Below are 16875 nucleotides of genomic sequence, written 5' to 3'. Positions count from 1 at the left end.
CTTTGATTAGCTGTGACTACCCACTGATATTTTATTGTTATTAATTGTACTGCATAACAGCGGAAATCGCTGTAAATTTAGGGTGCGCCATAAGCACCTTACGCAGAACTTAAATATTGAATTTTGCACTCAATAACTTATTAAAAATCCAAACTTTAGCTCTGCTAAATTGGCAGCCGCACTCCGAAAGTCGAGCCGAGTCCTTCCCCAGGACTTTCGGCCCAGACACTGCCGCCGTGGAGTTCCACGAGATGGCGGACGATCGCCAATCCCAGTCCCAGCCCGCCGTAATTGCGCGTAGAAGTGCTGTCAGCTTGGCGGAAGCGATCGAACACAAACGGCAAAAACTCCTTGCTAATGCCAATTCCCGTATCGCTGACAACGATCGAAACAGAGTGAACCGGAGACGGCCCAGACAACATAGCGCCACCCGCTGCTCCCGGTTCCCCATCCTGCGAGAGCCTTATTTCCACGCGACCGGATGGCGGCGTAAACTTAATCGCATTCGAGAGCAAATTAGACACCACCTGCTGCAAACGAGTAGCATCGCCCCTCACCAAGCCCACCCCTTCGCCGCAAAAACTCGCCAATTCAATTCCCCGAGCTTCAGCATCAGGGCTCAGCGCCTTCACGGCCGTTTCTACAATCCGCACCAAATCCACCGGGAACAGCTTCAAACACACTTTGCCGCTCACAATCCGGGAAACGTCCAGCAAATCCTCAATCATCTGAGTCTGCAACCGCGCGTTTCGCTCAATAGTCTCCAAACCTACAGCCGTTTTTTCGGCACTCATCTGGCGCTGCCGCAGCATTTGGGCCCAGCCCAAAATCGCGTTCAGAGGCGTCCGCAACTCGTGAGAAAGCGTTCCCAAAAACTGGTCTTTAATCCGGTTGGCCTCCGCTGCTTCCCGGTAAAGCCGCGCATTGTCGATCGCCACCGCCGCATCCCGCGCCAAATCCTCCAGCAACAGCAAATCCCCCTCCCCGCAGCGGCGGCCGGACTCCCCGCACAGCAGCGAAATCGCTCCCAGCGTCCGCCCGCGAGCGATCAGCGGCACGCAGATTGCCGACAGCGCCTGGGATCGCAGCACGGACAGCAGTTCCCTGTCCGGCACAATCGCCTCGATCACCCATTCCGGTATTTCTGCGTAGAGCTTCGACTCCCCAGTCCGCAGCACCTTTGCTACTCCGTGCCGTCCCTGGGGGTCTAGCGGCAAGCGCCGGTCGATTTGCCACAGCATAGCGACTTTGCTCGGATCTGAGTGAGCAACTGCGTGCAAGCGGATCGAGCCGTCGGCCTCGACCAAATGCACGCAGCACCAATCCCCCAGCGCCGGTACTGTTAAATCTGCCAAACCTTGCAGCGCCTCCTCGTAATCCAGAGAAGCCGACGACAGCAAAGCCAAAGCTCTAGCGCGAAAATAGGCTGTTTGGGCCGATCGCTGGCGATCGTCAATATCCGTACAAGTCCCGAACCATTTAAGAATTTTCCCCTCAGCGTCCCGCACGGGCAATGCCCTGCCCAGATGCCAGCGGTAAGCCCCGTCAGATGCCCGTTTAAAGCGGTATTCCACCTCGTAAGTCATCCCCGTCTGTACGGAGGTATTCCAGCGTTCTACAGAATCTTCCACGTCATCTGGATGCAGGGTTAGCTGCCACCCCCAGCCTTGAGTTTCCTCCAGCGTCAAGCCAGTATATTCAAACCAGCGCTGGTTGAAGTAGTCCACCCAGCCGTCGGGTCTGGCAGTCCAAACTATTTGCGGGATGGCTTCAGCGAGGACGCGGTAAAGCAGTTCGCTGGCTTCGGCTTCGCGGCGGGCGGCCTTTTCCCGCGCCAAAGCTAGATTCCGCTGTTCTTCGGCCTCTTTGCGATCGCTGATGTCGCTAATCACGCCGATCCATTTGTAGGGATTGCCTTGTTTGTCAAGCACTGCTTTGCCCCGATCGATCCAGTGGAGCACGCCGCCCCGCTGGGACTGAACGCGGTATTCCTGAAAAAATGGGGCGGCAGAACTGTCTGGCGCACTCAAATACCGATCGACCGCGGCCAAAACTCGATCGCGGTCGATCGGGTGCAAGATACTGTTCCAAGCTGCTCTTGTCCTCGGAAATCCGCCTTTTTCGTACTCCAAATGTTTGTCTACGTGACCGAACCACAGCACGATGCCGGTCTCGATATCCCATTCGTAAATCAAGTCGCTGGCACTTTCTGCCGCAATCCGAAACCGCTCTTCAGACTGTCGCAGCACTTCCAGAAATTTAAAGCGTTCCGTCACGTCCAAAACCAGAGACAGCACCGATACCAACTGTCCCGAATCGCTGTAAAAAGCCGAATTGTACCACTCGCAGTGCACGAACGAGCCCCACTTATTATAATTGCTGTTGCGAACTACATTGCAGCGAGTCCCTAGTTTTTTTAAACTATAAATTGCCGATTCTACCTCTTCAAAATCGCCTTTAGAAATAAAGTTCCATTCGCTAAAATGCTTGCCTAAAACTTCAGTTTTTTCCCACCCAAAAATCTTCTGGGCTGCCGGCGACCACCCGCTGATCCGAAAGTTTTCATCCCACTCAATCACCGCTAGAGGAGTATTTTCAAAATGAGAAGTGAGTTTTTGCAGCGCGCTGCGCAGGGAGGCTTCTACTTGTTTGCGCCCAGTAATATCGCTAAAAGAAATAGCAATGCCGTCGCCCAATTTAACAGTCATCATCCGAAACCAGCCGACAATTCCTTCGCTGTTGTAATAAATCTCGGTATCCAGGGTAATTCCTGTTTCTACAACTTGCACGAAACGATCGAACAAACCGCTATCTTTATGACCGGGCCGCACTTCTAGCAATCGCTTGCCGATTAATTCTTCAGGGGTACTCTGCTGAATTTTTGCGGCTGCGGGATTGACGTATTCCCATTCAAAATCCACAATTGTCGATTCGTCGCGAATGCTGCGAAACACGTTAAATCCGTCTAGAGATAATTCCTGAAAAACGCGGAAGCGTTCTTGGCTTTCTTGCAGCTTGTCTACAGTGTCAAGCAGGAGTTCCTCGACTCGCTCGCGCTGCGTTATTTCTGCGAGCAATTGCTCGTTAATTTGCTGGAGTTCGGTTGTGGGGAATGCGAGGGAATTTTTAATGGCAGAGTCGGCTTGCCGTCCTTCGACCTTTTCAGTTCCCAGCGCCGTATTTCCTGCTAAAGAAGCCGCCCCAGCCAAAGCCAACACTTGAGAAAGCGAGGGTATCAGGGACGCTACAGCCCACAGAGAGATGATAGCGGTAACGGCGGCGATCGAACTTGACAGCCAGTAGCTGGGATGCACCAGCATCCAAACTTGCATCAAGTGAGTTGTCCCGCCGCAGAAAAACCAGGCTCCCAATAGGAGAAACCCCTTGCTCAAAGGCACGTCCCGCTGCTTCCGGGCAAAGTATGTCAGAATTGCTGGAATTGAATAATAAGCCAAGGCAATTAATAAATCGCTGACCGCGTGCAGTCCCATCAACTGGGGTTGCCACTGGCAACATCCACCTTGCGGAATAAAATTGTGGTTAAATGACATAATCTTAAGAAATTGCAGTATTTCGGCTTTCCTGTGCGATCGATCCTACTTGCACTTGTGTTGCTGACCCGCTAATTCCTAGTTTATACAAAAAAAAACAGAAAACAAGAGTGGCTTTAGTCCGGGGATGAAAGTTCACCGCAGGTTTTAACCGACCTGCTATATTCGTACATTTATTGAGAGATTTAGGGACAGTCAGGTATTATAATGCCCGAGGAGGTAAGAAATTTAAGGCAAGTTTTAAAGTCCAAAGCATAGGGATAAACCAAGCAATTTAGCGCATTTTATGAAGCGATTATGACTGGGGATTTCCTTCTAAACTTTGAGCTACAAGCCTTCAAAATTCGATGAATTTATCTTTATTATATCCATTTTTTGATGATTTTGCAGATTCAGAAATCCCTTCTATATTGAAGAATCGACCTCTACTTGAGGACTTATAAATCTTACCCGAGGAAATTGATTCGTAGAGCCAAGCATCCCCGCGTCTCGCCCCGGAATCAAAACTAATCTGTACCTGTATCAAAGTCTACTAAATTCTTCTACTAAATCGGTTAATGTCACAGATTATCTTCCCGTAAAATTTCTGAAACCATCTCGAATTAAACATCCATGCGCTTAGAGCAGCTTCAAGCATTTCTTTCAGTTGCTGAAACCGGTAGCTTTCAGCAAGCTGCCCGGAAGTGCGGCGTTACCCAATCGACTATTAGCCGTCAAGTGCAGGGACTCGAAGCAGAAGTGGGTTTGTCGCTGTTTCACCGCACGGCCCACGCGAAGCTGACTGTGGGAGGGGAACGCCTGCTGCCTCACGCTCGCAAAATCTGTCAGACTTGGCGAAATGCAGCAGAAGAATTGGGAGAGTTACTGGCGGGAAAGCAGCCAGAACTGTGCGTGGCTGCGATTCACTCGGTTTGCGCTGCTTATTTGCCGCCTGTGCTGCAAAAGTTTTGCCGCGACTATCCAGAGGTGCAGTTGCGGGTGACTTCCCTGGGGAGCGATCGAGCTCTGAAAGTCCTCAAAGACGGTTTGGTGGACATAGCGGTGGTGATGAACAACCGCTATTTTACTCAAGCCCCGGAAATGTTGGTTGAGGTGCTCTACAATGAGCCGATCGAGGTGTTGATGGCGGCGGGTCATCCCCTGGCCCAGTACGATCGAGTACCTTGGCCGGAATTGATTTGTTACCCGCAAGTGGTGTTTAAGGATGGGTACGGAATGCAGCGGATGGTGCAAGAACAATTTGGACGCATCGGTGCTAAACTTCATGCTGTTTTGGAACTCAACACTCTTGATGCTTTTCGCGGTGTGGTGCGACAGGGAGAATTGATTGCTTTGCTGCCGCATTCAGCTTTGGTGGAGGCGAAAACCGATCGCACTTTAGCAGTTCGGTCGATCGCCCATGAGCGCTCAAATTCCAAGGTTTCGGCGATCGGTCAATCGGTAGCCGATCCGCCTTGGACTCGCGAAGTGGTGTTGGTGACAACACACGATCGAATGCAAATTCCGCCGATCGCCCATTTCTGGAATCTGGTACGGGAATTTGTGCCGCCTTTTGATGTCATCAAGCTAGAAAAATCAGGCAGTTAATACCATTTTAGATTTTAGATTTTAGATTTTAGATTGGGAATGACTGATGAAATAAGGGTTTGGATATTTCCAACAATTGCCTTATTTTTGGGAAATGGTATAATTCGATAATTTTGAATAGATAGTTCTGAAAATTAAATTTAAAACGGTTTAAATACTACCAATTACCAACTACCAATTACCAACTTCAAAAGTTATGAGTGACGCATTTAGAGAATTGCTGCGAAAAATTGGCAGCGGAGTACACACAGGAGAAAACTTAACTCGCTCCGAAGCAGCAGCAGCCACGCGGATGATGCTGCTGGGAGAAGCAACACCGACTCAAATCGGAGCTTTTATGATTGCCCACCGCATTAAACGGCCCACCGGCGAAGAATTAGCCGGAATGCTCGATGGTTATGAAGAATTGGGGCCTGTGCTTGCCCCCCCAAACCGAGAAAAAGGGTTTTCCGTCTCTACCGTCGCCGTGTTTGGCGTTGCTTACGACGGGCGATCGCGCACAGCTCCAATTAGCCCTTTAACAGCTCTAATTTTAGCAGCATCTGGCGTCCCAACCATCATGCACGGGGGCGATACCATGCCAACCAAGGAAGGCATTCCCTTGATTGAAATTTGGCGCGGTTTGGGAGTTGACTGGAGCAAACTCCGTTTAGAAAAAGTTCAGCAAGTTTTTGACAGTACGGGTTTAGGTTTTGTTTACCTTCCCAAGCATTTTCCTCAAGCCGCCGCTTTAGTTCCCTACCGCCGCGAAATCGGCAAACGGCCGCCTTTTTCGACAATGGAGTTGATGTGGTGTCCCTATGTTGGCGACGTTAACGTCATCTCCGGCTACGTCCACCCGCCGACAGAAGGTATGTTTCAAAAAGCCTTTGAGTTCCGGGGAATCAAAAATTATACCACAGTCAAGGGATTGGAGGGAAGCTGCGATTTGCCGCGCGATCGCACTGCGATTATTGGCATTGCTAAGCCGGATGCGGAGTTCGAGCGAGTGCTGTTAGCTCACGGAGATTACGGTTTTAGCAGCACAAATCCTGCCTTGGAATCAGCCTCTGAGTTATTAAAACAAATGCAGGAAGTGTTGCTGGGTAAACAATCGGAATTGATGCAGTCCGCTATCTGGAACGGCGGCTTTTATCTGTGGCGCAGCGGAGTTTGTTTAGATATGAGTTCGGGTTTAATTGAGGCAGAAAATTTATTGATCGGCGGTCAAGTCGTGCAAAAACTTGAGGAAGTTAGCAAAGCCGTTAGTGTTTTGAGTTGAAAATGATTGATCGGGTTGTGTGTGCAGTGGGTACGCTACATTGAGCAGGCTTTGTACACAGCACCCTACCGAGAGAAATTTTTCTTCCTTCTTCCCTCTTCCTTCTTCCCTCTTCCCTCTTCCCTCTTCCTTCTTCCTTCTTCCCTCTTCCCTCTTCCTTCTTCCCTCTTCCTTCTTCCCTCTTCCTTCTTCCCTCTTCCCTCTTCCTTCTTCCTTCTTCCCTCTTCCCTCTTCCTTCTTCCTTCTTCCCAATGACTAATCATCAAATTGCTGTAATTGTGCTTGCCGGCGGTCAAAGTTCGCGGATGGGTAGGGATAAAGCTCTACTGGAAATTGAGGGCAAATCCCTATTGCAGCGGGCGTTGGAAGTTGCCGCAGTTATAACGCCAGCAGTTTATGTTCTGACTGCTTGGCCCGATCGCTATCGATCGACCTTAACCGAAACATCCCAATTTCTGGTAGAGTACAATCCGGGCTCCGGGCCCTTGGTTGCATTGACTCAGGGATTGACAGAAATTGCCGCCGAGTGGATTTTACTGTTAGCTTGCGATTTGCCTTTGTTGGATGCCCAGATTATTCAGAAGTGGGCGAGTCAGTTAACCGAGTTTCCCCCATCAACTTTAGCAGTTGTGCCTTATCAAAATTCGCGCTGGGAACCTTTGTGCGGCTTCTACCGCCAACAATCTCTGCCCAGTTTGCAAAGTTTTATTGACCGAGGTGGACGTTCCTTTCAAGTGTGGCTAAATCAAATCCCCGCAATCCCTCTACCTGTCGGAGAACGAGAAGCAGTAATGTTATCGAATTGCAATACATTAGAAGAGTTTGAGCAATTAAAAGGTAAAATGAGTAACGGTTGACAGTTGACAGTTAACAGTTAACTGACTAATGACTACTGACTGCTGACTACTGACTACTGACTAATTACTAATGATTAACGAATATTGGTTGCTCGATCGCCATATAACTTTCCTCAATCACGGCTCTTTTGGAGCCTGTCCGATTCCCGTACTGGAAGCGCAAACCGCTTTTCGGGAACAACTGGAAAGAGAACCTTTGCGCTTTTTAATGCGGGAATTTGAGCCTTTGTTGGATAATGCGAGAAATCAGTTAGCCGCATTTATCGGTGCGAGTGAGGATGACTTGGCATTTGTCCCGAATGCGACGACGGGAGTAAATGCAGTGTTGCGATCGCTCTCTTTTTCTCCGGGCGACGAATTGCTAACTACAAATCAGGAATACAACGCTTGCCGCAACACACTTAATTTTGTAGCCGAACGTACAGGCGCTAAAGTAATAGTAGCAGAAGTCCCCTTTCCCATTGAGTCACCAGAACAAATTATTGAAGCAATAATTAAGCGCGTTTCACCGCAAACAAAGTTAGCCTTATTAGACCACGTTGTGAGCCAAACAGGTTTAATATTTCCCATCAAACAGTTAGTTGGCGAGTTGGCTAACCGTGGCGTGGATGTATTAGTAGACGGAGCTCACGCGCCGGGAATGGTAGCACTGAATTTAGATGAAATTGGCGCGGCTTACTATACGGGAAATTGCCACAAATGGCTCTGCGCCCCGAAAGGTGCGGGATTTTTATACGTGCGGCGCGACAAGCAAGATGCTATTCGCCCAACTACGATCAGTCACGGTGCTAACTCGCCCCGCGCTGATAAATCGCGCTTTCAACTAGAATTTGACTGGATGGGAACAGTCGATCCTAGCCCGTATTTGTGCGTGCCTGTAGCTATTGATTTTATGGGTTCTTTGTTGAGCGGTGGCTGGCCGGAATTGAGGGCAAAAAATCATGCTTTGGCGTTGGCGGGGAGAAAAATATTGGCTGACAAATTAAGTTTGCCACTGCCATGTCCCGATGAAATGGTGGGTTCGATGGCAGTTGTGCCACTGGCAGACTCCCAGTCTGATGCGGTTGCAAAGGGAGGAATTCCACCTTTGCAAGAGGCGCTGTGGGAGATTTTTAAAATAGAAGTTCCGGTGATTCCTTGGCCGGATGCTAGTAAGCAGTTGGTGAGGATTTCGGCTCAGTTATACAATACTTTGCCGCAGTATCAATATTTAGCTAAGGCGCTGGTTGAGCTGACGAGAATTTGAGCTGGATATTCCCGAAAACAAACATAACACCCAACTATAAACAGTTAAAGGTTTGTAGTTAGGGTGTCCGTCCTCATAGTTTGGGTGAATAAAAACTATAGCCTTTCTCAGAAAGATGAGGTACTCATGGGCATAGGGCATAGGGCATAGGGCATAGGGCATACCTCAGTTTTTTGAAAACCGCTATATTCGTCATTACTACAAAGGTAATAAGGGTTATAAAACTAGGCACAATTAGAAGAAAAAATTCTGCAATGAATCACGTTTAAGCGTCTTTAATTTTGCTACCATTTACCGAAAATAAAAAAAACTAAAAAAACAGCTCTAAAGCCCGCTCTGCCTAAAGTTCACAAGTCCGCCCGCGCCGAACAAAGTTTGTAAATAACCCGCGAGATTTCCTAAGTTAAAACAGGGTTGTCAAATCGGATAGTGCACAACTACGGGGCAACAGAATATAATTTATCAAGACTTGCCTTTTCGCTGACCAAACAAATGAAATGAAAAGAGGAAAATACCATGTCCAATGCCATGATGGTAATTTATCCCTATCGCGAACACTACACCTGGGTTTTTGACGACGAGCGAGTCGGACTTGTCCGAGAACCATTTGTTCAGGGTGTCCCGGAAATGATTAACGCGCTTGTCGCAGACATTCCCAATGCCACTCAAGGTTTCCGACTCTTATTTTCAGCCAATCCATTTCCCGGATATCAAGCAGAAATGCTGTGGTTGAAAGCAGAATACGGCGGTAACTGGTATCGGTGGGAATCGAAAAATCTCGAAGGCTGGCTGTGTCCGGCTTTGCTCAAATATTTTCGAGAAGCACCGCCCAAGTTTTACTGCAAAGCTGAAAAAATGCAATAATCAACAGCAAGTCAATGAAAAACTTGTCAATCTTTAAAAGAAACTTTGTTAAACCAGTCGATCGAGAATCTCGAAAAAAGCCTAAATTATTCCTGTATATATTGGGGCTATTTTTCCTGGTTTTCACAGCCGCCATCTCCGCCGCAATCGGGGCAATTAGCGCCCTGTTAGCTCCCGTGGAACCGCCAATTATCAGTAGAGTCCTAGAGGCTACGGGCTTTAACTATACATCATCCAACTCTGGATACCGCTTATCGCGCCCAGTTAATATCTTGATATTGGGAATTGACCGCGTGCCGGAAGCAGCAGCCAATGGCCCTAAGATTTTTGAGGGTCGCAGCGATACAATACTCTTATTGCACCTCAATCCTAGAGATAAATCTATTAGTTTGCTATCTGTTCCGCGAGATACTAAAGTCGATGTTCCCGGAATTAGATTCAGCAAAATTAGCGAAGCCAATGCGACGGGAGGAGCAGCTTTGGCGACGCGATTGGTTAGCAGTATGCTGAACAATACGAGAATTGAACGATACGTGCGAGTCAGCAGCAGTGCGTTTCGGGAATTAGTCGATTTGTTGGGCGGAGTTGAGGTGTTTGTACCTCGCGCGATGTCCTATACAGATACTGCCCAAAAGTTAAAAATAAACTTAGCCCAGGGATGGCAAACTCTCGACGGAGAACAAGCAGAACAATTTGCTCGATTTCGCAACGACGGTTTAGGAGATATTGGTCGCATTCAGCGGCAGCAATCTTTAATTCAAGTTATTCGGAACCGCCTCACAAGTCCATCAGTATTGGTACGCTTGCCACAAATTGTTCGATTGATGCAAAAATATGTGGATACAAACCTCAATTATGAGGAAATATTGACGCTGGCAAATTTCGGTTTGCAATTAGAGCGAGATACTTTTAAAATGGTAATGTTGCCTGGAAGTTCTAGCTCAAAACAAGGGGATTTGAGGAGTTATTGGATTTTAGATGCGCTCAAGGTCGATCGCATTATGACACAATATTTCAACCAGAGCGTGCCGGATTTTGCACAAGGACGATTTCGCAATCCAACCGAGTCTGTTTTGCCCAAAAACCTCAAAATAGCTGTCCAAAACGCTTCTAATAAACCAGCAACCGCAAAAACCGTTGCTGAATTTCTCAGAAAAAAGGGCTTTTTTAATGTATCTGTAGTGCAGGATTCGCCCCAGAAGGAGCGTCAAAGTCAAATTATTGTTCAGCAAGGCGATTTAGAGGCAGCGAATCTACTGCAAAAAGAGTTAGGCGGCGGTAAAATTGAAGCATCTTCTACCGGTGAAATCAATTCTGACTTGACACTTCGCGTTGGCGAAGATTGGGTAAAGCGATTTTAATTAGTCATTAGTCATTAGTCATTAGTCATTAGTCATTAGTCATTAGTCATTAGTCAGGAGTTAACAGTCAACTATGCCCAATTCCCCATTCCCATCATCATGAAAAGTGTTTTCCGAATTTTCCTGAGCCTGATTTTAAGTTTAGTGTTGGCTTGTGGGTGGGTGCTGCTGAGTGCTACTCCGGCATTTGCGCTGCCTAAAACAAATATTAATTACACAAATATTAATTTGTCCGATCGCGATTTTTCCAACTCGGATTTAGCGGGGGGAACATTTGTCGCGGCCCAAATGCGGGGAACAAATTTTCAAGGTGCTGATTTAACTAATGCGATTTTGACTAAGGGAGTTTTGCTGAAGGCCAACTTGTCAGGTGCCAACCTCTCCGGTGCTTTGGTAGATAGAGTTACATTCGACGGCGCTAATTTGACGAATGCTAATTTTTCCGAGGCAATTATGACTCGAACTCGGTTTTATGATGCTGCAATTTCCGGTGCTGATTTTACTGACGCGATTATCGACGCTTATCAAGTGAATATCCTGTGCGAGAAAGCAGATGGTGTCAATCCCGTAACGAGAGTTTCTACCCGAGAAAGTTTGGGATGTCCGTAGAAATTCACAAGTTAAAAAATTCTAAATAATTGTTTGATTAGATGCACCTGTAGCCAGGTAAAATAGACAAATTAAAGCCCCTCTCCTGCAAGGCGAGGGGCTTCAAGTATCGGCTTTATCGAGCGCTACAAATGCCTGTGGTAGTAGTACGAACTACCAACTCGGAATCCAACTGCAAATCTAAATCGGTGTCGGGATTAACAGCATACAAATCGACTTTATCTCTCCCCAAAAACACCCCGATCAAAGTCCCGATTCCCGCGCCGCCGAGCACCTCTTCAGTCGCGATCGCCCGATCGCCCGTAACACCTGCGATCGCCGCCGCTGCTGCTGCACCCAACGCCGTATTCTTAACCAGATTACCAACATTAACGCCCTTGGTAACAGTTTCTTTCCTAGTAATCAGTTGCGAAGTGGCCTTGAGAGGCACTCTGCTGCCGTTGATGATACTTAATTCTTGAGCCACAAACTGAACGCCCGAAGCAGTCGATCGCAATTCGCCGCTAATTTTCGAGCCTTCCGGTATGAGCACTTGGCCATTATTGCCCGTGATATCCGCAGCTACAGTCAGCGTAATCGGAGACTTGTCATTGGGGCCGAGCAAAATCTTGCCTTTTGCGTACTCTACTGGAATAGTCGCCCCGCTGGGAATTTTCACAGCAACAGACTCGCTAACATCAATCTTAGCAATGTAAGGAGAATTAATTGCTCTTGCTTGATTGGTACTCACTAATGTTTGATAGATAAAAGCAGCTACTTCAGCTCGCGTTGCTGATTTGTTCGGTTTGAGAGATTTAGGATTGGGATAGCTGACAACTAACTGTTTTTCAGTAGCAGCAGCAACGCTTTTGACAGCATAACTTTGAATCTCACTAGCATCATTATAGTAGCTGAGAACATCTTGAAAATTGCAGGTAGGCTCATAGCCCATGCCGTTATTTAAAGCCACTACAACTTGAACGCGAGGAATCTGCTGTGCCGGCCTGAAAACATTGCCGGGATAGCCAGACATCCATCCCATTTCGTAAGCTTCTGCGATCGCCCCGCTTGCCCAAAAATTAGACGGAACATCGGCAAACCCTACAGCAGCCCGGGTTTTTGCCTTTTTCACAGAACGGATCATTGCCGCGAATTCAGCCCGCGTTACTGGTGCATCCGGGCGAAAACTGCCATCGGGAAATCCTTTGATAATTCCTCTTTCTGACAAATCTTGAATAAAATCTTTTGCCCAGTAGTTATTATTAACATCCGAAAAAGCTGTCTGAGCAAAAGAAGGCGCGGGAGCTAGCATCGGCGCTGCGGTTGCGGCAACTGTTCCCAGTGTTAATAAAACAGATGTACCGGATTTAATACGATGTAATACAGACATTTTTGATTCTCCAATTTACACAAGTTTTTTATTGAGGAGAAGCAAGCTGTTAATAGGCTGATTGATTCCTGCCGAACTTGCTCTTTCCCTCACTTATGTAATCATTGTTGAATGTTTTTATTTTTTGTGGGGGGAAGATACGGTTTTTTAAAATAAATATTTTTATTCTTAGTGTGGATTTTAACAGGCTTAAATTCCTTAAAATCCTTATGTTGCTTATCTCCCTTATCTACCTTGTCTCTGCAATTAATAGGATTTACGGACAAAGCGGTTTGATATGCGATCGCGAGCGCATACCAAATTGTATGAGATTGATTTAACAAAAAAGCAATTGCCTGTCGCTAAAATTTAACTGTCGGCGATCGCAATATTTTGGCTCTACATTAAATAGAACACAAGTTTTTTTTCAATTTTTATAGGTAGTATTGCAGTATGGGTGAGTTAATTGTGCGTTTTTTAAAGTTCCTAAACCCCCATCAGCTTTTCTTGTAATATGATCGATACTATTAAATCTGCAAGGCAGATACCCTTTACAAATTTTACAAACTGGCCAGCCTGGTAGAGCCTCTCTGATAAACGCAGATGCTTTGGTTTCTCTCGAAAATTCTTTACTCTGAATTTCCCCAGTGTCGGCTTTCTTTGGAATTTTCAGAGTCGCAAATCTTTTATCGCCGGATCTTATTTCTGTGATAACATTCTTTTTATCTATACCTCCTGACAACTTATTAATAACTTCTAAGTAGAAGTCTCTCACTAACTCTCTAGCTTGTAATGCGTCACTCTTCTTGGCAACAAGTTGTGGAACCATATCATAATTCCAAATTACCCATTCAAAGTCTTTTCTTACCTCGATCAATTTAGACCAAGATTTAGTCTGTTGTAAATGTAAAATTAAACTAACCACCCCATAAAAGGAACCAATTTTTGGCTTTCCTTGTTGAGTATAAAAGTATACCAATGGATGTAAACCCAGAGATGAAGGATCTTTGCTATTGATTCTTTGAGCCACTTTTTTGCACTGCTTTAGTAGCTCAATAGTTTTATCGCCTGTTGAATCTTCTCCCAACTGATTATCGGTTGATATGTTATTGACAATATTTATAAATTCTAAAATCAATTCCAGCTTATCCGAAGATGAAAGATTCCCCACAATTGGTACATCTAAGGTTTTAATGGGATTTGAAAGTTTGGGCTGAAATATAAGTTCGTGTATTTCTTGCGCTACTGTTTCAATCTCATCCTGTTTTTCTTCAGAGAACTCCGACCAATATTTATGACCATTACCACTTCTCACGATCGCACGCGCAGCCACACCATTAGGTGTTTTACGTGCTAGTAGCAACCTCATCTCAGTCTCGCTAATCGGGGCTGCTTTCTGGTTGATTTTGAAAAAAGATTCCTCCGCTTTCCTAGCATCACCTTCAACCCATTGAAGTGAAATCGCTGAGGCCCCTAAGTTCCTGGTTCTTTCCAGCATTTTAGGATTAACTTGACCTGCTTGTGAAGTCAATGATTGATAATCTTTGTAAGCTCCTATTTTCTCTTTAATTAGTTTTCGAGTTTCTTTTGCCGCCTCTTTCTGTTCGTCAGTGATGTTACCGTCATAAAATTGTTTAGAAATCTTACCATCGCCATAATCATCATTAATCCAAGCAAGTAACGAACTCAGTCGATGAGAACCATCAACGACAAAATAGTGGCTACTACCTCGCCAAAGAATAACTGCGGGGATTAAATCTCCATCTAAAAAACTTTCAATAAACTCGCATATTTTTGCTGCATCCCATTCATTAGTTTCTCTTTGAAAATCCGGTTTTCGCAAAAACGGATAGAAAAAAGAACTTTGTTCTAGATCGCGAATACCTATAGTGAGGATACTTCTTCCCATATTGCGTTCTTGCTGATCTTTAATTTCAAATGCGTCTCTGGGAATAAGTGCATCTAGACTAACTGGGGAATTTTTGGATGATTTGACCATTTTAAGTACCGATTGTTACTTTTTAGTATTTCTTGAGTTTTCGCTAGATAATCTTCCGTTTGAGCGGTGCAAGTCAGGCGAATTTCGCTCAATCTAGAGGCTAAGCGCCCCTTCAGAATGTCGCGAAAGTTAGCACTGATGACTAATGGCTACTGACTAATGACTAATAGAGGCTAGCGGTTCCCAACTCGTTGCATCTTCAAATAAAGATTGATACCCTGCTGCATTGGGATGCAGCCCGTCTGCAATCAGGCGCGATCGCCACCAATCACTGCCCCGATTTACCCATTTATCAAAAATATCTAAATAGGGAATTCCCCGCAACTGACAAGCTAATTTGGTTGCTTCCTTATACCGATATTGGTCGGCATGACTGTAGTACAAACAATCTTGAAAAGGCATTTTACTTTCATCCACCGGCACCATCCCGACAAATATCACCGGACAAAGTTGTTGGGAAGTGTCTAATAAATTATCCAAAACATTTTTAAAATGTTCAAACTCAGTGTAGCTGCGCCCGGTAGGCGACTGCACTCTTGCCGAATCGTTGAGGCCGACGGAAAGAATAATCGCATCCGGGACGCGGTTTCTGAGTTCGCCACGGTGGCGAAACTCGTTTTCCATGCGCTGGGAGACTTGATAGGTGCGATCGCCCCGAACGCCCAAATTGTATAAAACGTGTCCTGCACTCTCCGGTAACATCCACTGTCGGCGCAGTCTTTCTACCCAGCCACCGCCTACACCGTCGCCGAAACCGTAGATTAAGCTGTCACCGAAAGCAACCAATTTGAGGGGATGAGAATTTCCCCGATGCAAGTGACCAAAGGAATAGGCTGTTGCTGCCTGCATAAGCAATGATACTCAGTTAATAAATTATGAATCTTGACATACTAGACTAGAATGTAACATTACATAAAGTAGGTAGTCTCATGGTTAAGCGTCCAACCTTCGATTCAACTCAGCTAACCCGTCGGGCGGAAGAGTTGATCGGTGCTGCATCCAACCGCTATCGGATTACGGTACAGGTGGCGAACCGCGCAAAACGCCGTCGCTATGAAGATTTTGACAATATGGACGACCATCAAATGAAACCTGTAATGCGGGCGATATTTGAGATGTCGGACGAACTGACTCAGCCGGAAATAATCGGAGATATCTAGACTTCGGGAGTTTTGGGTTTTGAGTGGTGAGTTGCCAGCAATTTTTGTCAACTCAAAACCCAAAACTTTTTTAAACTAGACTGGCGCGCCTAGGCGAAAAACTCGGTTTATTTTATATAAGCAACTGAGCCGGAAGCTCGCACTGCTAAAAAACGCTTTTTATAAAATCAGGATGCTGCCAACCAGATTTCTTTTCCTAATTCATAAACTTAGAAAGTAGGACTTTGCTGGTCGTAAGATTATGAAATTTTTCTATGTTTAAAAGTGTCAAAACCGTGAATAAATTAAAGCAGGGCTTAAGTTTTCTGTGCGTTACTTTGAGTGTGGCGATTTTCACGCTTTTGAGTTGGGTATTGGAATCGGGCGAATTGAGTCTGTCGGCTTTGGAACCTTCGCTGCTGCGGAGTCCTGAGTCTGCGTCCGTGCAGCAGGTGGCTCAACAATCTGCGCCATTGCAAGTGAGGGTGCAAGATGCGTGGAAATTGGTGTATGAAAAATTGCCGGATTTGCCGATCGAGAATAACTACATTTCTAAGGAAACTGGAAAAGTCGATCCTACCAATACTTTAGTCGGGCGGTTGATTCGATATCACGTATTTGTCAAAGGACGCCCGCCCAATTACCGATTTGATTGGAAGTTGAGTTTAGCTGACTATTTGGGGGCGACTCCCGATTATTTGGTGGAAAGCGTGTATCCGGGAAACGACGTTTTGCGCTCAAATCCAATGGAACAGGATCGTGCTGCTATTCAAAGGTTAAATAGAGCGCAGCGGGATGCTTTGGTTCAAGCTTTGGTTGATGTTTTTACGGAAAGTTCCGGGGGTGGGCGCACAACGGCGGGGGAAAAACCACAAGGGCGATCGAATTCCCCGGAGATACCGCAGCCGCAGCCGGGAGATGCGAAGTTGCTGGCACCTTAATACTCATGGATACAGAAACCGGGTTTTTTACGGGAATATAGCGATCGCAAATCATTCATAAATCGAGCGAGGGTTCGATCGATCATTAGTTTCATGAGAATTTTGGCTCAAA

The 16875-nt window shown here is 46.2% G+C and carries 14 protein-coding genes; 9 read left to right on the top strand and 5 right to left on the bottom strand.

Annotated features, from left to right (window positions below):
- Positions 1–164: 164 nt before the first annotated feature.
- Positions 165–3551 carry a PAS domain S-box protein gene (locus tag QUA54_RS27825; protein ID WP_333417548.1) on the bottom strand — a complete coding sequence of 1129 codons (3387 nt, stop codon included), beginning with the start codon at positions 3549–3551 and terminating at the stop codon, positions 165–167.
- A gap of 612 nt (positions 3552–4163) precedes the next feature.
- Here QUA54_RS27825 and QUA54_RS27820 point away from each other — a divergent pair.
- Positions 4164–5138 carry a LysR family transcriptional regulator gene (locus tag QUA54_RS27820; RefSeq protein WP_333417546.1) on the top strand — a complete coding sequence of 325 codons (975 nt, stop codon included), beginning with the start codon at positions 4164–4166 and terminating at the stop codon, positions 5136–5138.
- Between the two features lie 196 nt (positions 5139–5334).
- Positions 5335–6399, top strand: coding sequence for an anthranilate phosphoribosyltransferase family protein (locus QUA54_RS27815; RefSeq protein ID WP_333417544.1), 1065 nt, complete (start codon positions 5335–5337; stop codon positions 6397–6399).
- Positions 6400–6464: 65 nt separating this feature from the next.
- Here QUA54_RS27815 and QUA54_RS27810 read toward each other — a convergent pair whose 3' ends face one another.
- The gene (locus QUA54_RS27810; RefSeq protein WP_333417542.1) at positions 6465–6662 is read right to left on the bottom strand and encodes a hypothetical protein; all 198 of its coding nucleotides are present in this window, start codon (positions 6660–6662) and stop codon (positions 6465–6467) included.
- On the opposite strand from QUA54_RS27810, the gene QUA54_RS27805 reads away from it, so the two are divergent.
- The 5 genes from QUA54_RS27805 to QUA54_RS27785 all read left to right on the top strand — a co-directional run bounded on the left by QUA54_RS27805 (position 6651) and on the right by QUA54_RS27785 (position 11336).
- A complete protein-coding gene (locus QUA54_RS27805) occupies positions 6651–7256 on the top strand; it encodes a molybdenum cofactor guanylyltransferase (protein WP_333417540.1) in 606 nt (201 codons plus the stop codon). The genes QUA54_RS27810 and QUA54_RS27805 overlap by 12 nt on opposite strands.
- Positions 7257–7326: 70 nt before the next feature.
- Positions 7327–8502 carry an aminotransferase class V-fold PLP-dependent enzyme gene (locus tag QUA54_RS27800; protein WP_333417538.1) on the top strand — a complete coding sequence of 392 codons (1176 nt, stop codon included), beginning with the start codon at positions 7327–7329 and terminating at the stop codon, positions 8500–8502.
- Between the two features lie 516 nt (positions 8503–9018).
- Positions 9019–9366 (top strand): DUF6717 family protein, encoded by a 348-nt coding sequence (locus tag QUA54_RS27795; protein WP_333417536.1) that lies wholly within the window; start codon positions 9019–9021, stop codon positions 9364–9366.
- A 14-nt stretch (positions 9367–9380) separates the two neighbouring features.
- A complete protein-coding gene (locus QUA54_RS27790) occupies positions 9381–10727 on the top strand; it encodes an LCP family protein (RefSeq protein WP_333417534.1) in 1347 nt (448 codons plus the stop codon).
- 99 nt (positions 10728–10826) lie between these two features.
- Complete coding sequence (locus tag QUA54_RS27785; RefSeq protein ID WP_333417532.1) at positions 10827–11336, top strand: pentapeptide repeat-containing protein; 510 nt, start codon at positions 10827–10829, stop codon at positions 11334–11336.
- Between the two features lie 115 nt (positions 11337–11451).
- Here the strand turns inward: QUA54_RS27785 and QUA54_RS27780 are convergent, their stop codons facing one another.
- The 3 genes from QUA54_RS27780 to QUA54_RS27770 form a co-directional block, all read right to left on the bottom strand.
- Positions 11452–12705: an S-layer homology domain-containing protein gene (locus QUA54_RS27780; protein ID WP_333417530.1), complete on the bottom strand. Its 1254-nt coding sequence runs from the start codon at positions 12703–12705 to the stop codon at positions 11452–11454.
- A gap of 406 nt (positions 12706–13111) precedes the next feature.
- Positions 13112–14683: a GmrSD restriction endonuclease domain-containing protein gene (locus QUA54_RS27775; RefSeq protein ID WP_333417528.1), complete on the bottom strand. Its 1572-nt coding sequence runs from the start codon at positions 14681–14683 to the stop codon at positions 13112–13114.
- Positions 14684–14839: 156 nt separating this feature from the next.
- Positions 14840–15532, bottom strand: coding sequence for a GDSL-type esterase/lipase family protein (locus QUA54_RS27770; RefSeq protein ID WP_333417526.1), 693 nt, complete (start codon positions 15530–15532; stop codon positions 14840–14842).
- A gap of 80 nt (positions 15533–15612) precedes the next feature.
- On the opposite strand from QUA54_RS27770, the gene QUA54_RS27765 reads away from it, so the two are divergent.
- Together QUA54_RS27765 and QUA54_RS27760 are read left to right on the top strand one after the other, a co-directional pair.
- Positions 15613–15843 (top strand): DNA-directed RNA polymerase subunit omega, encoded by a 231-nt coding sequence (locus QUA54_RS27765; protein WP_172188796.1) that lies wholly within the window; start codon positions 15613–15615, stop codon positions 15841–15843.
- A 275-nt stretch (positions 15844–16118) separates the two neighbouring features.
- Complete coding sequence (locus tag QUA54_RS27760; protein WP_333417524.1) at positions 16119–16763, top strand: hypothetical protein; 645 nt, start codon at positions 16119–16121, stop codon at positions 16761–16763.
- Positions 16764–16875: the final 112 nt, after the last annotated feature.

This window comes from Microcoleus sp. MOSTC5, from assembly GCF_036701825.1.
Taxonomy (GTDB): Bacteria; Cyanobacteriota; Cyanobacteriia; order Cyanobacteriales; family Microcoleaceae; genus Microcoleus; species Microcoleus asticus.
This window is presented reverse-complemented; position numbering and strand designations above follow the sequence as displayed.

Coding starts and splice junctions, on each gene's coding strand:
- QUA54_RS27825 (WP_333417548.1), bottom strand. CDS start 3,551: ATGTCATTTAACCACAATTTTATTCCGCAAGGTGGATGTTGCCAGTGG.
- QUA54_RS27820 (WP_333417546.1), top strand. CDS start 4,164: ATGCGCTTAGAGCAGCTTCAAGCATTTCTTTCAGTTGCTGAAACCGGT.
- QUA54_RS27815 (WP_333417544.1), top strand. CDS start 5,335: ATGAGTGACGCATTTAGAGAATTGCTGCGAAAAATTGGCAGCGGAGTA.
- QUA54_RS27805 (WP_333417540.1), top strand. CDS start 6,651: ATGACTAATCATCAAATTGCTGTAATTGTGCTTGCCGGCGGTCAAAGT.
- QUA54_RS27810 (WP_333417542.1), bottom strand. CDS start 6,662: ATGATTAGTCATTGGGAAGAAGGAAGAAGGAAGAGGGAAGAGGGAAGA.
- QUA54_RS27800 (WP_333417538.1), top strand. CDS start 7,327: ATGATTAACGAATATTGGTTGCTCGATCGCCATATAACTTTCCTCAAT.
- QUA54_RS27795 (WP_333417536.1), top strand. CDS start 9,019: ATGTCCAATGCCATGATGGTAATTTATCCCTATCGCGAACACTACACC.
- QUA54_RS27790 (WP_333417534.1), top strand. CDS start 9,381: ATGAAAAACTTGTCAATCTTTAAAAGAAACTTTGTTAAACCAGTCGAT.
- QUA54_RS27785 (WP_333417532.1), top strand. CDS start 10,827: ATGAAAAGTGTTTTCCGAATTTTCCTGAGCCTGATTTTAAGTTTAGTG.
- QUA54_RS27780 (WP_333417530.1), bottom strand. CDS start 12,705: ATGTCTGTATTACATCGTATTAAATCCGGTACATCTGTTTTATTAACA.
- QUA54_RS27775 (WP_333417528.1), bottom strand. CDS start 14,683: ATGGTCAAATCATCCAAAAATTCCCCAGTTAGTCTAGATGCACTTATT.
- QUA54_RS27770 (WP_333417526.1), bottom strand. CDS start 15,532: ATGCAGGCAGCAACAGCCTATTCCTTTGGTCACTTGCATCGGGGAAAT.
- QUA54_RS27765 (WP_172188796.1), top strand. CDS start 15,613: ATGGTTAAGCGTCCAACCTTCGATTCAACTCAGCTAACCCGTCGGGCG.